Annotated in this window: 18 protein-coding genes; 12 read left to right on the forward strand and 6 right to left on the reverse strand. The window is 58.3% G+C overall.

The window, feature by feature from the left end; genetic code table 11:
* Positions 1 to 89: 89 nt before the first annotated feature.
* The 3 genes from ACMX25_RS34715 to ACMX25_RS34725 form a co-directional block, all read right to left on the reverse strand.
* Entirely contained in the window at positions 90 to 680 is a 591-nt protein-coding gene (locus ACMX25_RS34715) for a BPSL1445 family SYLF domain-containing lipoprotein (protein WP_414954408.1), read from the reverse strand.
* Positions 681 to 1,060: 380 nt separating this feature from the next.
* Positions 1,061 to 1,537 (reverse strand): hypothetical protein, encoded by a 477-nt coding sequence (locus ACMX25_RS34720; protein ID WP_414954409.1) that lies wholly within the window; start codon positions 1,535 to 1,537, stop codon positions 1,061 to 1,063.
* A 287-nt stretch (positions 1,538 to 1,824) separates the two neighbouring features.
* Positions 1,825 to 2,130, reverse strand: a complete 306-nt coding sequence (locus tag ACMX25_RS34725) for a PsiF family protein (RefSeq protein WP_414954410.1) — start codon at positions 2,128 to 2,130, stop codon at positions 1,825 to 1,827.
* Between the two features lie 619 nt (positions 2,131 to 2,749).
* Between ACMX25_RS34725 and ACMX25_RS34730 the strand changes: the two genes are divergently transcribed.
* The 9 genes from ACMX25_RS34730 (at position 2,750) to ACMX25_RS34770 (ending at position 16,976) form a co-directional block, all read left to right on the forward strand.
* A complete protein-coding gene (locus ACMX25_RS34730) occupies positions 2,750 to 3,031 on the forward strand; it encodes a hypothetical protein (protein ID WP_414954411.1) in 282 nt (93 codons plus the stop codon).
* A 326-nt stretch (positions 3,032 to 3,357) separates the two neighbouring features.
* Complete coding sequence (locus ACMX25_RS34735) at positions 3,358 to 4,350, forward strand: sugar ABC transporter substrate-binding protein (protein ID WP_414954412.1); 993 nt, start codon at positions 3,358 to 3,360, stop codon at positions 4,348 to 4,350.
* A gap of 331 nt (positions 4,351 to 4,681) precedes the next feature.
* Positions 4,682 to 6,316, forward strand: coding sequence for a sugar ABC transporter ATP-binding protein (locus tag ACMX25_RS34740; protein WP_414954413.1), 1,635 nt, complete (start codon positions 4,682 to 4,684; stop codon positions 6,314 to 6,316).
* A 286-nt stretch (positions 6,317 to 6,602) separates the two neighbouring features.
* Positions 6,603 to 7,700, forward strand: coding sequence for a LacI family DNA-binding transcriptional regulator (locus tag ACMX25_RS34745; protein ID WP_414954414.1), 1,098 nt, complete (start codon positions 6,603 to 6,605; stop codon positions 7,698 to 7,700).
* A 455-nt stretch (positions 7,701 to 8,155) separates the two neighbouring features.
* On the forward strand, positions 8,156 to 9,937 hold the full coding sequence (locus ACMX25_RS34750; RefSeq protein ID WP_414954415.1) for a methyl-accepting chemotaxis protein: 1,782 nt from the start codon (positions 8,156 to 8,158) through the stop codon (positions 9,935 to 9,937).
* Between the two features lie 399 nt (positions 9,938 to 10,336).
* A complete protein-coding gene (locus ACMX25_RS34755) occupies positions 10,337 to 11,098 on the forward strand; it encodes a 2-keto-4-pentenoate hydratase (RefSeq protein WP_414954416.1) in 762 nt (253 codons plus the stop codon).
* Between the two features lie 772 nt (positions 11,099 to 11,870).
* A complete protein-coding gene (locus tag ACMX25_RS34760; RefSeq protein WP_299704361.1) occupies positions 11,871 to 13,793 on the forward strand; it encodes a PrkA family serine protein kinase in 1,923 nt (640 codons plus the stop codon).
* 268 nt (positions 13,794 to 14,061) lie between these two features.
* On the forward strand, positions 14,062 to 15,327 hold the full coding sequence (locus ACMX25_RS34765) for a YeaH/YhbH family protein (protein ID WP_299704364.1): 1,266 nt from the start codon (positions 14,062 to 14,064) through the stop codon (positions 15,325 to 15,327).
* Between the two features lie 128 nt (positions 15,328 to 15,455).
* Entirely contained in the window at positions 15,456 to 16,976 is a 1,521-nt protein-coding gene (locus tag ACMX25_RS34770; RefSeq protein ID WP_414954417.1) for a SpoVR family protein, read from the forward strand.
* Positions 16,977 to 17,060: 84 nt separating this feature from the next.
* On the opposite strand, the gene ACMX25_RS34775 is transcribed toward ACMX25_RS34770, so the two are convergent.
* On the reverse strand, positions 17,061 to 18,128 hold the full coding sequence (locus tag ACMX25_RS34775) for an AI-2E family transporter (protein WP_414954418.1): 1,068 nt from the start codon (positions 18,126 to 18,128) through the stop codon (positions 17,061 to 17,063).
* Between the two features lie 234 nt (positions 18,129 to 18,362).
* Between ACMX25_RS34775 and ACMX25_RS34780 the strand changes: the two genes are divergently transcribed.
* The 3 genes from ACMX25_RS34780 (at position 18,363) to ACMX25_RS34790 (ending at position 20,628) form a co-directional block, all read left to right on the forward strand.
* Positions 18,363 to 18,947: a TetR/AcrR family transcriptional regulator gene (locus tag ACMX25_RS34780; protein WP_414954419.1), complete on the forward strand. Its 585-nt coding sequence runs from the start codon at positions 18,363 to 18,365 to the stop codon at positions 18,945 to 18,947.
* 95 nt (positions 18,948 to 19,042) lie between these two features.
* The gene (locus tag ACMX25_RS34785) at positions 19,043 to 19,972 is read left to right on the forward strand and encodes an SDR family oxidoreductase (RefSeq protein WP_414954420.1); all 930 of its coding nucleotides are present in this window, start codon (positions 19,043 to 19,045) and stop codon (positions 19,970 to 19,972) included.
* Entirely contained in the window at positions 19,969 to 20,628 is a 660-nt protein-coding gene (locus tag ACMX25_RS34790) for an NAD-dependent epimerase/dehydratase family protein (RefSeq protein ID WP_414954421.1), read from the forward strand. The genes ACMX25_RS34785 and ACMX25_RS34790 overlap by 4 nt, the downstream gene beginning before the upstream one ends.
* 11 nt (positions 20,629 to 20,639) lie before the next feature.
* Here the strand turns inward: ACMX25_RS34790 and ACMX25_RS34795 are convergent, their stop codons facing one another.
* On the reverse strand, positions 20,640 to 21,644 hold the full coding sequence (locus tag ACMX25_RS34795; protein WP_414954422.1) for an aldo/keto reductase: 1,005 nt from the start codon (positions 21,642 to 21,644) through the stop codon (positions 20,640 to 20,642).
* A 69-nt stretch (positions 21,645 to 21,713) separates the two neighbouring features.
* The gene (locus ACMX25_RS34800; RefSeq protein ID WP_414954423.1) at positions 21,714 to 23,099 is read right to left on the reverse strand and encodes a DHA2 family efflux MFS transporter permease subunit; all 1,386 of its coding nucleotides are present in this window, start codon (positions 23,097 to 23,099) and stop codon (positions 21,714 to 21,716) included.
* Between the last annotated feature and the right edge of the window lie 14 nt (positions 23,100 to 23,113).

Below are 23,113 nucleotides of genomic sequence, written 5' to 3' on the forward strand. Positions count from 1 at the left end.
CCGGTCATGCTGCGGGGCGGTTTTAACATGCGCGCTTGATTCAGCTTGATTCAGGATTCGGGCCTGAGCGTGCCGGCCTGAGACCCCGATCAGATCTTCAGACGCGATACCTTCGTGCCTTCAAGCGACAGGTTAGCCATCAGGCCAGCGTTCGTCAGCACGAACACTTCGACCGGCGCCGTAGCGGTATCCGAATCGATATTGCCGTTGGCGCCCATCTTGACCAGTGCAACCGATGCATCGCCGCCGACTGACCAGCCGTCGGTATTGCGGAATTTATCGAGGGCATCCTGCGTCATGAACAGGAACACGATTGCCTTCGATTGCGCGCCAGCTTGCAGGCCGATCGAACCCGACGTCGTGCTGTAGTAGCCGACCGAGCTGCCGCCCACTCGCAGCGCGCCCTTGCCGTACTGCGCACCGACGATAAAGCCTGCCTGGAGCACCGACGGGAACACGAGCACGCCACGTGCCTTGCCAACCAGCTCACGCGAGCCGCGAGCGGTCACGTAGAGGCGTTGCATCGTCGCGTCGATATCAGCGTCGATCGAACGGCGTGCGTCCGCGTCGCCGGCATTTTGTTGTGCGCCCTGGTTCGAGGTCGTCGTGCACCCTGCCAGTGCGAAGCCACCCATTGCAAGCGCGGCGGTCGTTTTGATCATGAAGTTTCGTCTTTGCATCGTTCTCTCCATCGTGGTTTTTTGGGAAACCCCATCTACTGGTGTTGCAGCATGGCGTTTTATAACACAGCACGTCCGTCAGCAACATGTCCAGAATTGTCGCGAAGCCTTACCCCGCTTGGCTTGCGCCGTGTCAGGCAAATGCAATGTGGTAATTTTGACCTGCCTGGCTGAAATGCCGTCCGCGTGAGAAAGCGCTTGTTTGCGCAAAACATTCGCCTCTCAGAACAGACAAAACCTATGGACGCAAACGGCGGGCCAGCTCGTCCGAATTCGTTAAATTCCGGTCAAACTTACCCGTCAAAATAAAATTAAAAATTGCGTGAGATAGTGCAAAAAGTCCCGCAGCGGTGTTGTCTCCGCGCTGCAACGCGTGGTTTTTACGGCTTTGCAATTCGCGCGGATTCATCGGTTTGCTTCGCTTTATCGTTTTTTGCGGGCGGCCGCCGAAGGGAACGTCGAATGATCCCAACCACTGCACCGAGCAAAAACAGCGCGATTGCCGGTACAACCCAATAACCGACAAACGCGTGCCATAGATAACCGAACAGCACGCTGCGGCGAGTCGAATACTCCTGCTGGGCGTCCTGGTTCTTCGCGGCGTTGGCTGCGACGATATCCGGCGGGCAGCCGGCTGCGCGCGCTTCGTCGAGCGAACCATGGCAGCGCGACACGGCTGGAGCGGCACGCTGCGCGTCGGTGAAGGTCCATGTGGAGAGAGAGTGCGCGAGATCCTGGGCATCGTACGCAAGTTGGTCGCGTAGCTCGTTTGCCGCAACGATCATGACCGGAACGGCCCAAAAAACAATCACGACCAGCCACCGCCTGAACCAGCGGTTTTTATATCGCCATACCATCCTGAATGCCTCCGTCCATTGCAGTGCTGCAAGCCGGCTAGACTGTGGCGGACCAATGGCGCATTAATAGTTCTGGTGGACCGCCTTCGCGTCATCTTATGAGATAAAACGCGCGTCGCGTTAGTAAGACCGTAGCTGCACTGCAATAAGACGGGGCGGGGTTTTCCCGTGTTCGGGACTTTACCTATGCGTGATTTATCGGCAAATTACGCTTGAAAAAGTCATAAAAAAGCCGCGTGGTTTATACACGCGGCTTTATCAAGCAATTGAGCGTCACCTCGCTCCGGTTAGCCCTTGTTGCTCAGACAGTCCTTCATGAAGGCCTTTCGATCATCACCTTTCTTGCCTTTCGCCGATTTGTTGCACGCCGTCATTTTCTGCTGCTGGGTCATCGGTGCGGCCGCTGCGGGCGTGGACGAGAGGCAATCTTTCATGAACGCCTTGCGGTCATCGCCTTTCTTGCCTGTTGCCTGCGCATTGCAGGTTGTCATTTTCGATTGCTGGCTGTTATCGGCGAACGCCGGCGCTGCAGCGAATGTCACGCTTAACGTGGCGCCCAATGTGAGCGCTGCGATGGTTGCCCGGATCTTCATGCGTTTTCTCCCTTTAAATGGATGTCGTGAAACGAGGTGAGGTGTTGCAAGCTCAGGCACGTATTAATACCGCTGCGGCGTTTGCCATTGTTTTTGCCATCGATACGATCTTTGCCATTGCTACGCGGCTTATTCAGACAACTAAGTCAGACTACTGAACCAAGGCAACTCATTATGGCAAAAAGCCATACAAATGCCGTACGGTTTCGAACCTACGGATAAACGATTAGTACCGTGCGCCCGCATGATTCGGAAGATGTCAGCTTTACTGATTCTTATTGTTCAAAAATGATCCAGCGTCTTCGTGTCCCTCTGATGCGCGCTTTGTAAGCTTTCTGTCGCCGATGACAACGGTTCCGCACAAGAGGCTTACAATTTTCGTTTTCGCGCGTGCGCGTGCCGCGTGCTTGAGGAGATCATGAGCACGATGATTCCATGGCCTGCAACGACCGGCACTCGCCGCTGTCTACGAGCAAAACCGCCGTTGTAGCATCGCAACATCTGTGTGAACGGTGTCATCGCCTCGACAAAGCGCGTTCACAGTTTTTCCCTACACTCTTTCGTGCGCAGCGTTGCAAAGCCGTGCGATCCTGTCGTCTACCGCTGAAAGGAGTTGCGTATGTCCCATCCTTTATCCGATCACTACAAGGGTTTCGAAATCACCGTCCAGGCGTTGCGCCGCGGAAAAGAACGCGACGAGCCGGACGATGGCCCGCGTCATTTCGATATCGTCGTCAATATTTCGCGCAGCGCCAGCGGCGAGGGTTCGAAATCGGAGATGTTTGGCGTGCCGGAGCAGGAAGCGTTTGACAGTCCTATCGATGCGACGCGCGCGGGTATTGAGTACGCACGGTCGATCATCGACAAGAAGGTGAAAGGCGAGTCTGTTGACGAGCTGTAAGCGCTCGACGGCATGGCAGCGCTGAGGAAGATTTCACTGCGGTTTTGCATGCGGACGTTTATTGGCGGCTAGGCGGCGAAGTTTCGCCGCATTTTCGTATTGCGTAAAAATCAGGGCCGACAGCAATTGCGGTCGGAAGCGGGAACGTCCACGCTCATCGGACCGAGGGCGCTTATAACAAAGCCAAAAACACGCAAGCGCGCACAGGGGATCCGGCGCGCTTCAACCCCATCCATATCGCCTAAGCCTCAACACCCCGCCACCCATCCTGTTTCATCCAATCACCGAACATCCGACAACTCAAAACGAACCAGGAGATCTGCCGCATGAAATCACATCACAAAGCTGTCAAACCCGCGCTGCGCCGCCAATTCTTGTCCGTCGCGCTGTCGTTGAGCGCATGCGCCGCGTTGCCGTTATCGCTCTATTCAGCAGATGCCGCCGCGCAAGCCGCGCACAAGCCGAAAGTTGCGCTGGTGATGAAATCACTGGCGAACGAGTTCTTCCTGACCATGGAAACCGGCGCCAAGGACTATCAGAAACATAACGCGAGCCAGTTTGACCTGATCACCAATGGCATCAAGGACGAAACCGATACCGCGAACCAGATTCGCATTGTCGAGCAGATGATCGTCTCGAAGGTCGACGCGCTCGTGATCGCGCCGGCCGATTCGAAAGCCCTCGTGCCGGTCGTCAAAAAGGCCGTGGATGCCGGGATTATCGTGGTGAATATCGATAACCGGCTAGATCCGGACGTGCTCAAGTCGAAGGGCCTGAACGTGCCGTTTGTCGGCCCGGACAACGCGAAGGGCGCGCGGCTAGTCGGCGATTACCTCGCCAAGCGGCTCAAGGCGGGCGACGAAGTTGCCATTATCGAAGGTGTATCGACCACGACGAACGCGCAGCAACGCACCGCCGGTTTCAAGGAAGCGATGCAAACTGGCGGCATGAAGGTCGTTGCGCTGCAATCCGGCGACTGGGAAATCGACAAGGGCAACGCGGTGGCATCGCAGATCCTGAACGCGAACCCGAACGTCAAGGCGCTGCTCTGCGGCAACGACAACATGGCGCTCGGCGCGGTGGCCGCGGTGCGGGCGGCCGGCAAGGCGGGCAAGGTGCAGGTGGTTGGTTACGACAACATCAACGCCATCAAGCCGATGCTTGCCGATGGCCGGGTGCTCGCGACTGCCGACCAGTACGCCGCGAAGCAGGCGGTATTTGGCATCGACACGGCTTTGAAGGCGATTTCCGAGCATAAGAAGCAGTCGGAATTGTCCGGGGTGGTGGAAACACCGGTTATCCTGATCACTAAAAAATAGGTACTTCAGGCATAGAATCTCAATTTGTCTGCTTAAAGTCTTAAGAAACAGGCGCCGCTGCCGATAAGAAGGACTGGGACGGTTAACTCGTTTTTTCGATGAACTGGCTAAGCGGAGTCCGTAATCGTGTATCTGAACTGGGTAAGTAGATTGGGTATTGGGACGGCAAAAGGCTAGTTAGGGCTTCGCGAGCCTGTTTCGCTGCAAACGATTGCGGCCGGACCCGCTCTGGAATTGGAGTTCGCCTTTTTGGTGGATCTCGGATACCAAAAATCCGCAGGCTGGTAGACCGGGTTGTGGCCAGCGCTGCGGCTTGTCGCCGGAGAAGAGGATGGACGACAGAGTGGAAACCGCGCCCGTTCTCACGGTGAGCGGGATAGGCAAGACCTACGTGGAACCGGTTTTATCCGATGTCACGCTGGACCTGCACGCCGGCGAAGTCCTCGCGTTGACCGGGGAAAACGGCGCCGGAAAAAGCACGCTGTCCAAGATCGTTGGCGGCCTGGTCGATCCGACCACCGGCACCATGACCCTGGGCGGCGCGCCTTACGCACCGGCCAGCCGGAAGGACGCGGAAGCGCTCGGCGTGCGCATGGTGATGCAGGAGCTGAACCTGCTGCCTACGCTCTCAGTGGCGGAAAACCTGTTCCTGAACCGCTTGCCGCAGCGCAAGGGATTCAAGTTCGGCTGGATCGACCGGGCGGCGCTGCGCGAGGATGCACGGCACGCGATGCAGCAGGTCGGACTTGATGCGATCGATCCGGATACACTCGTGGGCGAACTGGGGATCGGGCATCAACAGATGGTGGAAATCGCGCGGAATCTGATTGGCGATTGCCGCGTGCTGATTCTCGATGAACCGACCGCCATGCTGACGGCGCGCGAAGTGGACTTGCTGTTCGAGCAAGTCGAACGCCTGAAGAAGCGGGGCGTGGCGCTGGTGTATATCTCACACCGGCTGGAAGAATTAAGGCGGATCGCCGGGCGCGCAGCCGTGTTGCGCGACGGCAAGCTGGTTCATATCGACACCATGCAAAACCTGACGAGCGACCGTCTCGTCACACTCATGGTAGGACGCGACATTGGCGAGCGGATCGATCTGGGTGAGCGCCGGATTCGCGACGTCGCGCTGAAAGTGGCCGGCATGAGCCGCGGCCACGTAGTCCGCGATGTGTCGTTCGAAGTGAAGGCGGGCGAGATTTTCGGCATCAGCGGGTTGATTGGCGCGGGTCGCACGGAACTGATGCGGCTGATCTACGGCGCGGATCGGGCCGACAGCGGCGTGGTTTCAGTCGCGCACGAAGGCGCTGCGCTCATGCCGGTGAAGATTACGTCGCCAGCGGACGCGGTGAAGAACGGCATTGCGCTGATCACCGAAGATCGCAAGGGCGAGGGTTTGCTGCTGCCGCAGCCCATTGCCGCGAACATTTCGCTTGGCAATATCGGCGCGGTATCGAGCAACGGTTTTGTCGATGGACGGCGTGAAGCGGCGCTGGCGCAAAAACAGATCGACGCGATGCATATCCGTGCCGCGGGTCCGATGCAACCGGTGTCGGAGTTGTCGGGCGGCAACCAGCAAAAAGTGGTGATTGGCCGCTGGCTCGCCCGGGACTCAACCGTGCTGTTGTTCGATGAACCCACGCGCGGCATCGATATCGGCGCGAAATTCGATATCTATGCGTTGATGGGCGCGCTGGCGCTGAAAGGGCGGGCGTTGGTGGTGGTATCCAGCGATTTGCGCGAACTGATGCTTATTTGCGACCGGATCGGGGTGATGTCAGCGGGACGGATGACCGGAGTCTTCGAGAGAAATACCTGGTCGCAGGACGCGCTGTTGGCGGCGGCTTTTGCCGGCTATGCGAAACGCGACGAAATCCTCCAGGAGCCTATTGTCCCGGACGCCAAGGCGCCGCCTCCGGTTCCACCCCCGCCATCGAGCGGCGGCGAATCAGCAGTGGATCGGTGAGTCGGCAAACGCGATTGCATCAGGGTAGTGGGCTATGAAAGCAGGCACAAAATCAGCAAAAGCTGCAGTGCCCGCAAAGCATGAAAGCCGGCGCGGGGAAAACGCCGGCAGGCGGTCGTAATGCCTGCGTTAATGGCCGCACTAATGGCCGCGGGCAAATGATGTACGTTAGACAAGGCAGGCAACCGGCAACGCAAGGTTAGAGTGCAGCGCAGCGGGAGGCGCTTTGCGGGGGCCAATCAAGAAGAGCAAAAAGCAGGACTCAAGTCAGAGAGAAGGACCAAGTATGGCGACGATCAAAGATGTAGCAGCCATTGCGGGCGTTTCGTTCACGACGGTGTCTCATGTCGTGAACAACTCGCGGCCCGTGTCGGCAGAAGTGCGGCTGAAAGTGGAGCGCGCGATTCTCGAACTCGATTACGTGCCCTCGGCGGTGGCGCGTTCTCTCAAGGCGCGCAACACGCTCACTATCGGCCTGCTCGTGCCGAACGCGACCAACCCCTATTTCGCGGAACTGGCGCGAGGAGTGGAAGACGGCTGCGCGAAGAACGGCTATTGCATGTTCTTCTGCAATTCCGACGACGATCCCGCCAAGCAGCGCAGCTACTTGCGCGTGCTGCAGGAAAAGCGCATCGACGGGCTGGTGATTGCATCGGCGGGAGAAGATGCGGTGCTCGCGCAAAGCCTGGCCGGTTCGCGTGAACCGCTAGTGATCCTGGACCGGAATATTGAAGGTGTATCGGCGGATCTGGTGCAGATCGACCACGAGAAGGGCGGCTATCTGGCGACGCGCCACTTGCTGCAGCTTGGCCACTCGCGCGTCGGCTGTATCACGGGCCCGATCGCCACGGCGGTCAGCGCAATGCGCGTCCACGGATTTATCCGGGCCATGGCGGAGCGCGGCATCGAAATCGAGCCGAACGCCATTCAGCAGAGCGCATTTTCGGCGACCGGGGGTTACGAGGCAGCATCGCAACTCTTCGATACCCTCAAACCTACCGGTATTTTTGCGTGCAACGACATGATGGGCGTCGGTGCGTTGCGGGCGGCCGCGGAGCGGGGCATCAACGTGCCGCGTGACTGCTCGATCATCGGTTTCGACGATATCGAATTGAGCCGGTACACGTATCCGGCGTTATCGACGGTTGGGCAATCGGTACGTGAACTCGGCGAACTGGCGGCGCAGACGCTGATCGACCGGATCGCGGGCAAGGTGCCGGCGACCACGCGGCGGCGCGTTGTCACGCCGCGAATGATCTTGCGTGAATCGACGGCAGTCGTGCCGGAGGTGATGCCGCTGGTGTATCGGAAAGAGGCGGCGGCCGGGGCTGTTGCTGCGATGAATGGCGCAGCGCTCGGGCAAGGCCGTACCGAGAAGGCCTGAAGCAGGCAGAGGACACTCGCATTTGGGGTTTTGCCGGCATCGGCGGAACCCCGTTTCGTTTGTTAGCGCGCGGGCTCCGATGCGCGCGCACCATTCGCGGCAAGCACCAGAAATCTCGGGAGACAGGTTCCACGTCTCCAGCAAGATCACTTCCCCGTTCCTCCGTTTCTTCAAATCAAACCTCAATCGATTCCCCCTCCCGCTCATCAAGCACGATGGCGCGATTTATACTGAATCGTTTACAACAAAAGCATTAATGCGATCCTTTGCTGAACAATGCGCATCTAAAGTTCTCAGGGTAAATCATTAGACGAAATAACATTTCATGAATTTCCTCAAGTGCGCCGCGCGCACGCCGTAAAAGATGTCCAAGCAGGCGAATCTGGCCCCGCTCTTAATGGCGACTCCAGAACCGCGTCGAGCCGACATTTTTATCAGCAGCTCCGGGGAAAATCATGAATATGAGTTTAACGATCAAGGCGCGTCTCGGTCTGACGATGGCATTTCTCGGACTGCTGTTGGTGGCAATCGGCGGATTGGGGCTCTATGGGATGACGCAGTCGAACCGGTCGTATCGCGACACGTTCGAGAACCAGATGCCGAGCGCTAACGCGGTCAGCAACGCGGAGCTTTATACGGCCCGCGAGCGGCTCATATTCGACCGCGCCGCGTTTCTGGCCGGCACGCCGGAAGTCGCGGCGACCATCGAACGGGGCGGCATGATGCGCGGCCGCGCCAACGATTACTGGAAAAAGTACACCGAACTGCCGCAGGACCCGACCGAAAAGCAACTCGCCGATACCTCCAACGCCAAACGCCTCGCGCTGCAAAAGGTGATCGACAGCGGCTATGACGCCGTCAGGGCGAATGACCAGGCGCGGATCGTAGAAACGGCCAAAGCCATGCAGGTCGCTTACGGCGAGTTGTCGACGGCCAACGATGTGCTGCGCAAGTTCCAGTTCGACGGCGCCAGGCAAGGCTATGACGCAGCGCAATCGGCCGCGTCGGCTTTCCGCACGCTGAGCATGATCGCGATCTTGGCCGGGCTGGCCGCCGCGGTGTTTTCGTGGATTGCCCTGCGCCGCGCGATCGGCCGGCCGCTGGACGCCGCGCTCGAACACTTCGAAGCGATTGCGGCCGGCGATCTGCGCGGCAAGGTCGTTGCCACCTCGCGCGACGAAATGGGTCTGCTGATGCAGGGTCTTGCACGGATGCAGGCAAGTCTCGTCGGCACGGTTCGCAGCGTACGCTCGGGCACCGAATCCATCGCGACGGCGACCAAGGAGATCGCGGCGGGCAATATCGACTTGTCGTCGCGTACGGAAGAGCAGGCGTCGGCGTTGCAGGAAACGGCGTCGAGCATGGACGAATTGACCGGCACGGTGAAGCAGAACGCCGATAACGCCCGGCAAGCCAGTTCGCTGGCGGCCAACGCGTCGGAGATCGCGAACAAGGGCAGCCGCGTGGTGGCGCAAGTGGTCGACACCATGGGCGATATCAACCAGAGCTCGGCGAAGATCGCGGACATCATTACGATCATCGAAGGGATTGCGTTCCAGACCAATATCCTGGCGCTGAACGCGGCCGTGGAAGCGGCGCGCGCAGGCGAAGAAGGGCGCGGTTTCGCGGTCGTCGCCGGCGAAGTGCGCAATCTCGCGCAACGTTCATCGGCGGCGGCGAAGGAAATCAAGGGTCTTATCGATACCTCGGTCGAGCGCGTGCAATCGGGCACCTCGCTGGTCGATGAAGCCGGCCGCACGATGAACGAGATTATTGGCGCGGTGCAGCAGGTCACCGACATCATGGGTGAGATCGCGGCGGCCTCGCAGGAGCAGAGCAGCGGCATTGAGCAAGTCGCGCGCGCCGTCACGCAGATGGACGAGGTGACGCAGCAGAACGCGGCACTGGTCGAGGAGGCGGCGGCAGCGGCGCAATCGCTGGAAGATCAGGCGGCGAAGCTGCGCCAGGCCGTGGCGGTATTTCAACTCGATGACGACAGCGCGGCCGGGGCGGGTGTCAGCCATGCTGCTGCGCGGCCGGGATCATCGGCAACAGCAAAGTCGCGCGTGGCGGTTCAGGGGACGCCACGGCGCGCGGCGCCGGCGATGGCGATGGCATCTTCTGCCAAGGCGCCTGTTGCAGCGCGTCCGGCGGTGGCACGGCCAATCGCACCACGGCCGGCTGCGGTGTCGGCGGCAGCTGCGGCTGCGGCTACCGGTGATTGGCAAACCTTCTGATCGGTTGAGAAGGTCGATTGAGTCGAATGCGTTCCGCAAACCTGATCTGCGGGGCGCATTTCGGTCGCCGGATTAACCCCGGCTTTCACTACCGCCCCTAAACACCACTGATAACGCGCGGCCTATAGGAAATCCGGGCGGCCCGCGCGTATGTCCCTGCAAGCGAGTTTCAAGAGGGGTCCAATCGAAGCGTTCCCACCAGGCTCCGCCATAACCCTTCGTCAACCCAAGAACCCGCCAACGCCGCGACGCACTCAACAAGCAATCGCCATCTCAGAAAACTCCGGCTGACCTGACCCGAACTCGCGATCCATGCCAACTTCCCCGTACACTGGGCGGACTTCGTTCAACCTTCACGGGATTAGAACGCGTTTCGATCACCACCACAGGACGCTTGCCATGACCGGATCCACCCTTGCCGCACAGCTCGTTCAGGCCCGCCGCCAGCGCACGCAGATAGAAGACCTCGAGTCAGTCGATATCCCCGCCGACGCCGAAGCGGCGTACGCCATCCAGCACGAAGTTCTGACCCTTTCCGGCGCGCGGATTGGCGCATGGAAAGTCGGTGCCCGCGCGCCCGGCGCACTGGCGAACACGGCGCCCATCGATGCAGAACTTGTCCACACTTCGCCGGCGCGCATCGCGCACGCCTCATTTTTCCGCGCGCTGATTGAGCTGGAGATCGCGTTCCGTTTTTCGACCGCGTTACCGCCGCGTGACGAACCTTACAGCGGCAGCGAAGTGTTTGCGGCGATCGGCAGCATGGCCGTGGCGCTGGAGGTGGTCGATAGCCGCTTCGCGCAATGGCCGAACCTTGCGACGCTGGCACAACTTGCCGATTCGCAGAACAACGGGGCATTGGTGGTCGGCAAGATGGAGCCGTACGACGTGATTGCGCCTAACTTCGATTTTCTTTCCCCGCTGCTTGAGCTGTCCGTCGATGGCGTCTCGATCGTGCCGCCGAGCATCGGCAATCCGGCCGGCGATCCCCGGGAACTGCTGGTGTGGTTCGTCAACCATTGCAGTGCTCACGGACACACGGTCCAGCCGTTCTGGACCATCACCACCGGCTCGTACACAGGCGCGCGACGCGTCGACGGGCCAGGGGTGATCAGCGGCCGGGTGGACCGGATCGGCGATATTGAATTGACGCTGGATTGACATAGTTGCAGCAATGCAGGACACGGTGACAGCGCGTGAGCAAAACATTCATGCGCGCTTGTTACACCTACAAAAGCACTCGTCCGAGTGCTTTTTTTTCGAGTCTAAATCCATGATTGCCGAACGGGTATATAGGCCGGATATTGCCGGGGTATAAGCGGTCAACGGATGTGCGTGCGCGTCGTTTAGTAAGAGAGGCGCATGACGTTTGAGTCTGTTCATGAGCCTGCTGCCGAATGACATTGGAGATGTCCATGTCGAAAAAACGCATTACGCGTTGCATCGTTCCGGCGCTACGGCGCGTATATAGGAAAACCGGTGTGGGATAACTGGTGGATAACTTGTGGATGAGCTTGTGGATGAGCGGGGGGCAACACAGGGACAACTCAGCGTGGCGCACCATGGTTACAGGACACATACGGCATATCACCACTTATCTGCAACGCATCAGCGCCATAAGCGCTCAATGCATAAATGCGGGCAACGCTTGAGCGCCGGCAGCAGCAGTCAGGGGGTTAGGCTGCCAGCATGCGCATGGGTCCGGGGGCTTGTACAGCAAGGCTATGCAGCCAATACGGAAAACGTTTCGCGAGTCGGGACACTGATTGTAGGTGAACGAAAATATTCCACCAAGCTAGGAATACTTCGAAGCAAATCAACAACGCATTTGCATGAAAAAAAATTCGAATAGGTTTAGGATGAACTGAAGCGATGTTGTTCTGATTAGGCGCGCCGCGCACACATTGCTTTCTGACTTCGGCGAGGAGGTAGCATGGATATCTACAGCAGTTTCGCGACCCGCTTCGAAAAAACCCGCGAGGAGGAATTCTCGCTCGAAGAGTATCTCGCGCTCTGCAAAGACGATCCTGCAACGTATGCAACAGCGGGCGAACGGATGTTGTCGGCAATCGGGGAACCGGAGTCCGTCGACACTCGCACCGACCCGCGCTTATCGCGTGTGTTTGCAAACAAGGTCATCAAGGTGTATCCGGCATTCCGTGAGTTCTACGGAATGGAGGAAGTGATCGAGCAAGTGGTGTCGTATTTCAGGCATGCTGCTCAGGGTCTTGAAGAGAAGAAACAGATTCTGTATTTGCTGGGGCCGGTGGGCGGCGGCAAGTCTTCTATTGCCGAACGTCTGAAGCAACTCGCCGAGCGCGTTCCGTTCTATGCAATCAAGGGTTCACCGGTCAACGAATCACCCCTTGGGCTGTTCGACTACGACGAAGATGGCCCAATCCTCGAAGAGCAATACGGCATTCCGCGCCGGTATCTCAAGAGCATCCTGAGCCCGTGGGCCGTCAAGCGCCTTCACGAATTCAATGGCGACATCCGCAAGTTCCGCATCGTTCGCCGTTATCCTTCCATCCTGCGCCAGATCGGTATAGCCAAGACCGAACCGGGCGATGAGAACAATCAGGACATCTCGTCACTCGTTGGCAAGGTGGACATCCGCAAACTCGAAACCTTCTCGCAAGACGACGCTGACGCATACAGCTATTCCGGCGGTTTGTGTCTCGCGAACCAGGGCTTGCTTGAGTTCGTCGAAATGTTCAAGGCGCCGATCAAGGTGCTGCATCCGCTGCTGACTGCGACCCAGGAAGGCAACTTCAAGGGCACGGAAGGTTTTGGTGCAATTCCGTTCGACGGCGTGGTCCTGGCTCACTCGAACGAGTCGGAATGGAAGACGTTCCGCAATAACAAGAACAACGAAGCACTGCTCGATCGTATCTTCGTGGTCAAGGTGCCGTACTGCCTGCGCTATAGCGAAGAGATGAAGATCTACGAGAAGCTGCTGCGTAATTCTTCGTTGACGAACGCTGTTTGCGCGCCGGGTACGTTGAAGATGATGGCGCAAATGGCGGTGCTCACGCGCCTGCATGAGCCGGAAAATTCCAGCCTCTTTTCGAAGATGCAGGTCTATGACGGTGACAACCTGAAGGACACGGACCCGAAGGCAAAATCGTTCCAGGAATACCGCGATTTTGCGGGCGTCGATGAAGGCATGAACGGCGTTTCCACCCGGTTCGCATTCAAGATTCTTTCTCGCGTATTCAACTTCGATTCCACGGAAGTCGCGGCCAATCCGGTGCACCTGATGTACGTGCTGGAACAGCAGATTGAACGCGAGCAGTTCCCACCGGAGACGGAGCAGAAGTACCTGTCGTTCATCAAGGACGTGCTGGCGTCGCGGTATGCCGAGTTCATTGGCAAGGAGATCCAGACCGCGTACCTCGAGTCATATTCGGAGTATGGACAAAACATCTTCGACCGTTATGTGACTTATGCTGATTTCTGGATCCAGGACCAGGAATTCCGTGATCACGATACCGGCGAAAGTTTTGACCGCGCTTCGCTGAATGCGGAACTCGAGAAGATCGAGAAGCCGGCTGGCATCAGCAACCCGAAGGACTTCCGCAACGAGATCGTGAACTTCGTGTTGCGGGCGCGGGCTGCGAATGGCGGCAAGAATCCGGCGTGGATCAGCTACGAGAAGTTGCGCGTCGTGATCGAGAAGAAGATGTTCTCGAATACCGAAGAACTTCTGCCGGTGATCTCGTTCAATGCCAAGGGATCGGCGGAAGAACAACGCAAGCATGAAGATTTCGTCAACCGCATGGTCGCGAAGGGCTACACGCCGAAGCAAGTTCGCCTGCTCTGCGACTGGTATCTGCGGGTGCGTAAGTCGTCCTGATGCGTCGTTGTAATGCTGTCTGTGCAAGTGCGTTTTTTGATCGTTTTTAATGATTTTCGACAGGGAGATGAATGAGTTCTCAGCGAAGCCCCGTAAAACGTGATTGAATCGTAGTTGTGTTGTCAGTTTTATAGTCATACGTTCGCGTGATGCTGGCCTCCTGCAGCGGACGCGAACATCTTGGCGAGTGCCTTACGGTCTTGCGCCGCCGCGTGCGGTTCAGACCGCCAGCGCTTCGCTTCCTCGCCAATTACGCGGGAGACTGGATGTGCTGCATCAAATCATCGACCGCAGGTTAGCCGGTAAGAACAAGAGCATTGCCAACCGCGAACGCTTTTTGCGTCGTGTCAAAAACTATATTCGCCGGGCGGTGTCGGATGCCGTTCGGGATCGAAGCATCAAAGACATCCAGAGCACGCAAAGCATCACGATTCCGAAGAAGGACATTGCCGAACCGTCGTTCCGGCATGGCCCTGGCGGAAAGCGCGAGCTCGTGCATCCGGGTAATGCCGAATACATTCGTGGCGACAAGATCGCGCGCCCGAATGGCGGCGGCGGTGGCGGTGGCAAGACCGCGAGCAACGAGGGCGAAGGGCAGGACGACTTCGTGTTTGAATTGTCGCGTGAAGAGTTCATGCAGTATTTCTTCGATGACCTCGAGCTTCCGCGTCTCGTCAAAACTCAATTAGCCGCCGTGCCCACATGGAAGAATGTTCGGGCGGGCTTTTCGGCTGAAGGAACGCCAAACAATATCGATGTCGTCCGTTCGCTGCGCAGTGCGCTCGGTCGGCGGATCGCGCTTGGGTCGCCGTTATCGCGTCAGTTGCACGAGATGGAGCGTCAGTTGGAAGTGCTCCTGGACGAGAAAGGCGATCCCGAGGAAATCGCGCGGCTGGAAGCCGATATCGTGATCATGAAAGGGCGCATCACGCGCATTCCTTTCATCGACCCGTTCGACTTGCGGTATGTCAACCGGACCAAGCAGCCCACGCCTTCCAGCAAGGCCGTGATGTTCTGTCTGATGGACGTGTCCGGGTCCATGGACGAGCAGCGCAAGGATCTGTCGAAGCGGTTCTTCATTCTTCTATATCTGTTCCTTAACCGGAATTACGAAAAGATTGAAGTCGTTTTCATCCGGCATCACACGCGTGCCGAGGAAGTGGACGAAGAGACTTTCTTTCATTCGACCGAGAGCGGCGGCACGGTCGTGTCGAGCGCGCTCGAGTTGATGAAGAAGATCATGGATGAACGGTATTCACCAACGGAGTGGAATATCTACGGTGCGCAGGCGTCCGACGGCGACAACTGGACTGACGATTCGCCGAAGTGCCGCAAGCTTCTCGCCGAGGACATTTTGCCGAAGGTGCGCTATTTTGCTTATATTCAGGTTGCGCCTGAAGAGCAGAATCTCTGGGTGGAATATGCTCATCTGAAACAAAGCGCGCCTGAACTCGCGATGAAGAAAGTTGAATCGGCTGCGGATATTTATCCTGTCTTTCGCGAATTGTTTGAGAAACAACAGGCGGCTGCATGACAACACGGCATTTGGACAACGAAGCACGTGGGTATCACCTCAAACCTGGCGAAGAACTGAAAGCACAAGACAGCGCGCCACAAAAGTCCAGGAAGCCTCGCAAAAGCCCGGCGTCGGAAGGAGACACCATGAACGTGGCGGAAAAAAGGCCGTTGCCGTGTCCATCGGACTGGACCTTCGAGCTGATCGAGGAATACGACACCGAGATTGCCCGTGTCGCGCAGCGTTACGGGCTCGACGTCTACCCGATCCAGCTCGAACTCATCAGCGCCGAGCAAATGATGGACGCGTACGCGTCGGTCGGCATGCCGGTGAACTACCGGCACTGGTCGTTCGGCAAGCACTTCCTGTCCACCGAGAAGAGTTATCGGCGTGGACAAATGGGTCTCGCGTACGAGATCGTCATCAACTCGAATCCGTGCATTGCGTACCTGATGGAAGAAAACACGATGACGATGCAGGCGCTCGTCATCGCGCACGCGGCGTACGGGCACAACTCGTTTTTCAAGGGCAACTACCTGTTCCGGCTGTGGACGGACGCGCATGCCATTGTCGATTACCTGGTTTATGCGAAGAATTACATCGCGGAATGCGAGGAGCGTCATGGCATTGACCGGGTAGAGGAACTGCTCGACTCGTGTCACGCGCTGATGAATTACGGCGTCGACCGGTATAAGCGGCCGCAGAAATTATCGCTGGCGAAGGAAATGGCCGCGCGGCGCGAACGTGAAGCGTATTTGCAATCGCAGGTGAATGAACTCTGGCGCACGCTGCCGAACAAAAAGGCGACGACGACCGAGGAAATTGAAAGCCGTTTTCCGCCGGAACCGCAGGAAAACCTGCTGTATTTTGCGGAGAAAAATGCGCCGCTGCTCGAGCCGTGGGAGCGGGAAGTTATTCGCATTGTCCGCAAGGTCGGCCAGTATTTTTATCCGCAGCGGCAGACGCAAGTCATGAATGAAGGATGGGCTACGTTCTGGCATTACACGCTGCTCAACACACTGTATGCGGAAGGCCGTCTGGAAGATGGTTTCATGATGGAGTTCCTGCATTCGCACAGCAACGTGGTGTATCAACCGCCGGTGACGAAGCAGTATTACAGCGGTATCAATCCGTACGCGCTGGGTTTCTCCATGATGAGCGATATTCGCCGCATTTGTGAACACCCAACCGATGAAGACCGCGAATGGTTTCCGGAGCTGGCCGGCAGTGACTGGCTTGAGGCGCTGCATTACGCCATGCGCAACTTCAAGGACGAGAGTTTTATTGCGCAGTATTTGTCGCCGCATCTGATTCGCGAAATGCGTCTGTTCTCGATTCTCGACGACGATATGCGCGACTCGCTGGAAGTGTCGGCTATTCACGACGACAGCGGGTACCGCTACGTTCGCCAGGCTTTGTCGCGGCAGTACGACATGCATCATCGTGAGCCGAATATTCAGGTGTATTCGGTGAATACACGTGGCGATCGGAGCCTGACGCTACGCCATTTCATGACCGATAACCGTCACCTCACCAATGACAGCGAAGAGGTTCTCAAGCACATGGCGCGGCTGTGGCAATTCGACGTGTATCTTGAAAGCGTCGATGAAAATGGAACCGTGAGAAAGCGCTTCGATTGTAAATACACCGGGTCGGAGAAGCGCTAAGTTCTATCGTTTCTTGAAGACATAAAAAAACCGGCTCGCTGATTCACTCAGCGAGCCGGTTTTTTATTGAGCCAAACGAAAACCTTAAACTTTGTCGATTTTCCGGGCTTCTTCGTCTTGCGTGAACAAATCCCAGCTTGCCATGAACAGAGCAGCAATCAGCGGTCCGATCACGAAGCCGTTGATCCCGAACAATCCCATTCCGCCCAGCGTGGAAATCAGGACTACCCAGTCAGGCATCTTTGTATCCTTGCCGACCAGGATAGGGCGCAGCACGTTGTCGACCAAGCCGATCACCACCACGCAGAACAAGATCAAGATCACGCCGCGCCAGATATCGCCAGTCAGCAGGAAATAGGCGGCTGCCGGCGCCCAGACCAGCGCAGCGCCAATGGCCGGCAACAGCGACAGAAACGCCATGAGCACGCCCCACAGCAGGGAGCCCTGGATGCCCAGGAACATGAAGATCATGCCGCCGAGGAAACCCTGAACGGCCGCCACCGCGATGTTGCCCTTCACCGTTGCTCGAACGACGGTCGTGAACTTGGCGATCAGATGCTGTTTCGGTTCATCGTCGAGGGGCAGGGCGCGGCGAATACGCCGCCCGATTTCGCCGCCATCGCGCAGCAGGAAAAACACGAGATACAGCATCACGCCGAAGCTGATCAAGAACTGGAACGTGTTCTGGCCAATGCTCAACGCCTGCGAAGCCACGAACTGGCTGATCGCAGCCGCGCCGCTGGTCAGGCGTTGCTGAATGCTGGGGATATCGGTGAGACCAAAACGGCCAAGCAGCGTCTGCACCGAGCTCGGCAGTGCGTGAATGGCCTGCTGGAAGTAGGTCGTGAAATTGGGCTGACCCGCCTTGACCTGGGCGTATGCGAGACCGATTTCCTGGACGAGCGTGGCCGCGACGAAGCTGAGCGGCAGGATCACGATCACGATCGTCAAGCCCAGCGTGGCGAACGCCGCCAGATTGCGCCGCTTGCCGAACTTCGCGGCGAGATAACGCTGCAACGGCTGGAACAGGATGGCGAGAATCGTTCCCCAGAAGATCGCGCCGAAGAACGGCAGCAAGATCCAGCAGAGCGCGACCGTGACCACGAACAGCAAGAGGTGGAAGAAGTTTTGATGAACCGTGCTGTTATTCATGAGATCCCTGAAGTGAAACGGAGTCCAGGCAATGAGCGCGAGTTTCAGCGCCTGGTCACCCCGACTAATGCAATTGCCGGATGCTAGCACGGGCAAGTTTTGGTCCATCTAGCCGGTTTTGTAAGCTTATTTTTTAGCGCCAAGGGCCAGGTGCCTGCAGTTGTCCACCTGCTATCTCAAAAAAAGTTATAATTGAGTATTCACTCATTAATCATATTGATCCGATCAAGCACGATGGCCCGACCCAAAAGCGACGACAAACACAACGCACTGCTGCTCGCCGCGGAACAGGTTTTCGCCCAGCGCGGACTGGCGGCTGCGCCGACATCGGCCATTTCGAAGCAGGCTGGCGTCGCGGAAGGGACTTTGTTCACCTACTTCCGCACGAAGGACGAGCTGGTGAACGCGCTATACCGCTCGATCAAGCTCGATCTCGCCGATGCCCTGATGACCCGGTTTCCGCGCACGGGACCGGTGCGCGACCGGTTGGAGTATCTGTGGGACGCATTCGTGGATTGGGGTGTCGCCAATCCGCAGCGCCTGAATGTGCTCGACCAGTTATCGGTGGCGGATACGGTCAGTGAAGAGTCGAAGGCAGTCGGTTATGAACCGTTTGCCGAGATTGAGGCGCTTGCACAACACAGTATCGATACAGGCGTCTTGGAGGATTATCCGGTCGCGTTTATTGCGGCCAGCATGAAGTCGATGGCCGAAACCACCATGGCCTTCATGACGGTTTGTCCGGCAGAGGCCGGTCGGTACCGGAAGATTGGATTCGACGTGTTCTGGAACGGTATCGCCCGTAACGCACGTAGTTGAATGACGGATGGATCAAGCGGGCACATTTCGTCGTTCGTTTTTTTGACCGTTTTAATGACTGATTACTCACGCAAAAACACTTGGAGGACGAGCACATGAGCACATGGACCACGGCCAACATTCCCTCGCAATCGGGCAAACGCGCGTTGGTGACTGGCGCGACCGGTGGGTTAGGTTACGAGACATCGCTTGAACTGGCCCGGGCCGGCGCCGAAGTGATACTGACCGGGCGCAGCGACGCGAAAGGGCGCATCGCGCTTGAACGCATTCGCCGCGAAGTACCGAATGCCCAAATCCGTTTTGAAGCCATCGATCTCGCAAGCCTCGCGTCGATCTCTAAAGCGACGCAACACCTGCTTGACCAAGGCTCGGCGATTGATCTGCTCGTGAACAACGCCGGCGTGATGATGTTGCCCAAGCACGAAACAACCGCCGATGGCTTCGAGCGTCAGTTCGGCACCAACTATCTCGGTCACTTCGCGCTGACCGCGCAATTGCTGCCCTTGTTGCAGAAGAGCGCCGCGCCGCGCGTGGTGAACCTGAGCAGCATTGCGCATCGGCGAGGAAAAATTGCTTTCGATAACCTGCAAGGCGAGCGCGCGTATAAAGCGTGGCCGGCATACGAACAGTCCAAGCTCGCCATGCTGATGTTTGCACTGGAATTGCAACGCCGCAGCGACGCAAGCGGCTGGAGCCTCATGAGCAACGCGGCACATCCGGGTTTTGCACGGACGGATCTCATTGCAAACCAGCCGGGCAATGCGGGCGTATTAGCAATGCTCAGCCGCGCGATGATGCCGTTCCTGAGCCATAGCGCGGCAGAAGGCGCGTTGCCCACGCTGCTGGCCGCCACCTCACCCGAGGCACAGCCAGCCGCATATTACGGTCCAAAGGGTTTCCAGGAGATGACCGGCGCGCCCGCCGAGGCACGCATCTCTCCCCAGGCAAAGGACACCGCGGTTGCCGCTAAACTGTGGGATGTATCGGTGAAACTGACAGGCGCGTCCTGGCCGGGAAAATCATGAAAGTGCTTATTTTCGGCGCGACAGGAATGGTCGGGCAAGGCGTATTGCGCGAATGCCTGCTTGATAAGGATATCGAACGAGTGGTCACAGTGGGACGCAATGCGACGGGTCAGCAGGACCCAAAGCTCACCGAGATCGTGCATAAGGATCTCTTCGATCTCACCTCGATTGAATCGCAACTCAGCGGTTTCGATGCGTGCTTTTTCTGCCTGGGCGTGTCGTCGTTCAGGATGAGCGAGGCCAACTACACACATCTCACCTACGATCTGACGTTCGCCGTCGGCAAGACCTTGTCGCGTCTCAATCCAGGCATGACGTTTTCGTATGTGACGGGAGCAGGCACGGATACGACCGAGCGCGGACGCAGCATGTGGGCGCGCGTCAAAGGCCGCACGGAAAACGCGCTGCTACGCATGCCGTTCAAGGCTGCGTATATGTATCGTCCCGGGATGATCCAGCCGATGGACGGCATTCGCTCGAAGACGGCTGTATATCAGATGGCGATTTCTTTGCTGCGCCCCGTGTTTCCGCTTATGCGGCGCGCATTTCCGAACGCGATAACGACGACCAGCCAGCTAGGGCGCGCGATGATCGCCGTCGCCAAAGAAGGTGGCGCGTCCCGCGTGCTGGAGACGCGGGACATTACAAGGTACTAGCGGCGAACTACTTACCGCGCGGCATCGCCCCAGCGGTACTCCACCGTCGCGTCGTCCAGCTGCGCCTTGAGTTCGTCGTTCAGCACAAGATCCACTGCAGCCAGCGTATCCGTGAGCTGGTCGGGCCGGCTCGCACCAATAATCGCCGATGTAATCGCCGGGTTCGCCAGCACCCACGCCACCGATGTCTTCGTCAACGACTCACCGGTAGCGCCAACAATCTTCTTCAACTTTTCGATGGTTTCAAACTCGCGCTCATGCCAGTAGCGCTGGTGATACATCGCTCCCGCGCGGCCAACGGTCGACGTGAAGCGGCCCTCCGACGGCGCGGCATCATGCTTGTGTTTCCCCGTCAGCAACCCGCCCGCGAGCGGGTTGTACGGGATCACGGCGAGATGCTCATCGGTGGCAAGCGGCAGCAATTCACGCTCGATCTGCCGGAACAGCAGGTTGTATCGCGGCTGGACGGAAACGAAGCGCGCCACGCGCAAGAAATCCGAGCGGCCCAGCGCAGTGGCGAGCCGGTACGCCAGGAAATTCGATACTCCCACGTAACGCGCCTTGCCTTGGCGCACGATGGTGTCAAGCGCTTCCAGGGTTTCATCGAGCGGCGTGTTTTGATCGTCGGAATGCAGTTGGTAAATGTCGACGTAATCGGTATTGAGCCGTTTGAGCGATGCATCGATAGCGTCCAGCAAATGCTTGCGCGATGCGCCCTGGTCCCACGCCGCATGTCCCATCTTGCCGACCGCTTTCGTGGCCAGGATGAACTGGCTGCGGCGCGTGGGAGTGTCTTTCAGCCAGCGCCCGACTATCTCCTCCGTACGCCCGGCCACGTCTTCCGTGCTGCCGAGCGGATAGACGTCGGCGGTGTCGATAAAATTGACACCTGCTTCAGCCGCACGATCCATGATGCTGCGCGATACATCCTCTTCAGTCTGCAAACCGAAGGTCATTGTGCCAAGGCACAAACGCGAGACGTTCAGGCCGGTACGGCCAAATCTACGATACTGCATGGCGAACTCCTTGGGCGTGTTGAGTGTGCTTCAGCTTAAACGTTCAGGCGCGTGCCTGCATGCGCGCGCCTACGAGGTTGCGGCCTGCGGCGCCGCGCGCGGAGGCACGGCGTCGAGGAAACGGAACACAATAGCCGATGCCAGCGTCACGAGGCCCACGCAGACAAACGCGATCCGGAACGCGAGCGCTGCCGAGCCGAGGTTCGCTGAAAACACCGACACCAGGCCGCCGCCAATCGACACCCCGAGTCCGATGGCCAGCATCTGCACCATCGAGAAGAGGCTGTTGCCGCTGCCGGCGTCCTTGATCGACAGGCCCTTGAGCGTGACGCTGTTCATCGCGGCGAACTGCATGGAATTGCATGCGCCGAATACGGCAAGGATCGCAATTTCGATGGCAAGCGGCGTGCTCACCGAGAATGAAGCGAAGCCGACTATCGATGCACCGACCAGAATGGTGTTCCACAGCAGGAAGTTATCGTAGCCATAACGCTTCACCAGCGGCGAAATCCAGCCCTTCGCAACCGTGCCGGCGAACGCGGCGGGCAACATCATCAAGCCCGAATGCAGCGGCGTATAACCGAGTTGCAGTTGCATCAGCAGCGGCAGGAGAAACGGCACCGCGCTCGATCCGATCCGGCATAACAAGTTACCGATCAGGCCCACGCTGAAGTTCGGTTCGCTGAACAAGGACAGCTTGAAGAGCGGATCGCGCCGGCGTTTGGCGTAGGGAACGTAAGCAAGCGCCGCGACCGCGGACAACACGAACAGTCCGCCCGATACCAGCAGTTTGTGGGTTTGCGCGGGGCTGTCGAGCGCCATTGAAAACGCGACCATGCAAAGCGACAGCAACGCGCAGCCGATAAAGTCAAAAGGCGCGGCCTCGGTTATGGCATCGTTGGGAAGAAAGCGATGCACGGCAAACAGTCCCACTGCGCCAATGGGCACGTTGATCAGGAAAATCCAGTGCCATGTAAACGATTCGACGAACCATCCGCCGAGCGTCGGACCGAGGATCGGGCCTACCTGGCCGGCAATTGAAATGACCGCCAGCGCGGAAACGTACGCATCGCCCGTCACGCTGCGCAGCACGGCCAGCCGGCCGATCGGCAGCAGCATGGAGCCGCCGATTCCCTGGATCACGCGCGCCAAGATCAGTTGATTTAGCGACTGCGCGTGGGCGCAACACATCGACCCGATGACAAACAACAGGATGGCGACGAAGTAGACGCGGCGAGTGCCGAAGCGGTCGGCGAGCCAGCCGGATGCGGGTGTGAGGAGCGCCATGGTCAGCGTGTACGCGACCACGATTGGCTGCATCGCGAGCGGTTGCGCGTGGAGGCTGCGCGCAATGGAGGGCAGGGCGGTGTTGACGATGGTCGTGTCGAGCGCTTGCATGAAAAAGCCGACGGCCACGATCCACAAGAGCGCCGTGTGGGAGTTTTTAGAAGTCATCGATTACAGCAGAA

This window comes from Caballeronia eucalypticola (assembly GCF_047608185.1).
Lineage (GTDB): Bacteria > Pseudomonadota > Gammaproteobacteria > Burkholderiales > Burkholderiaceae > Caballeronia.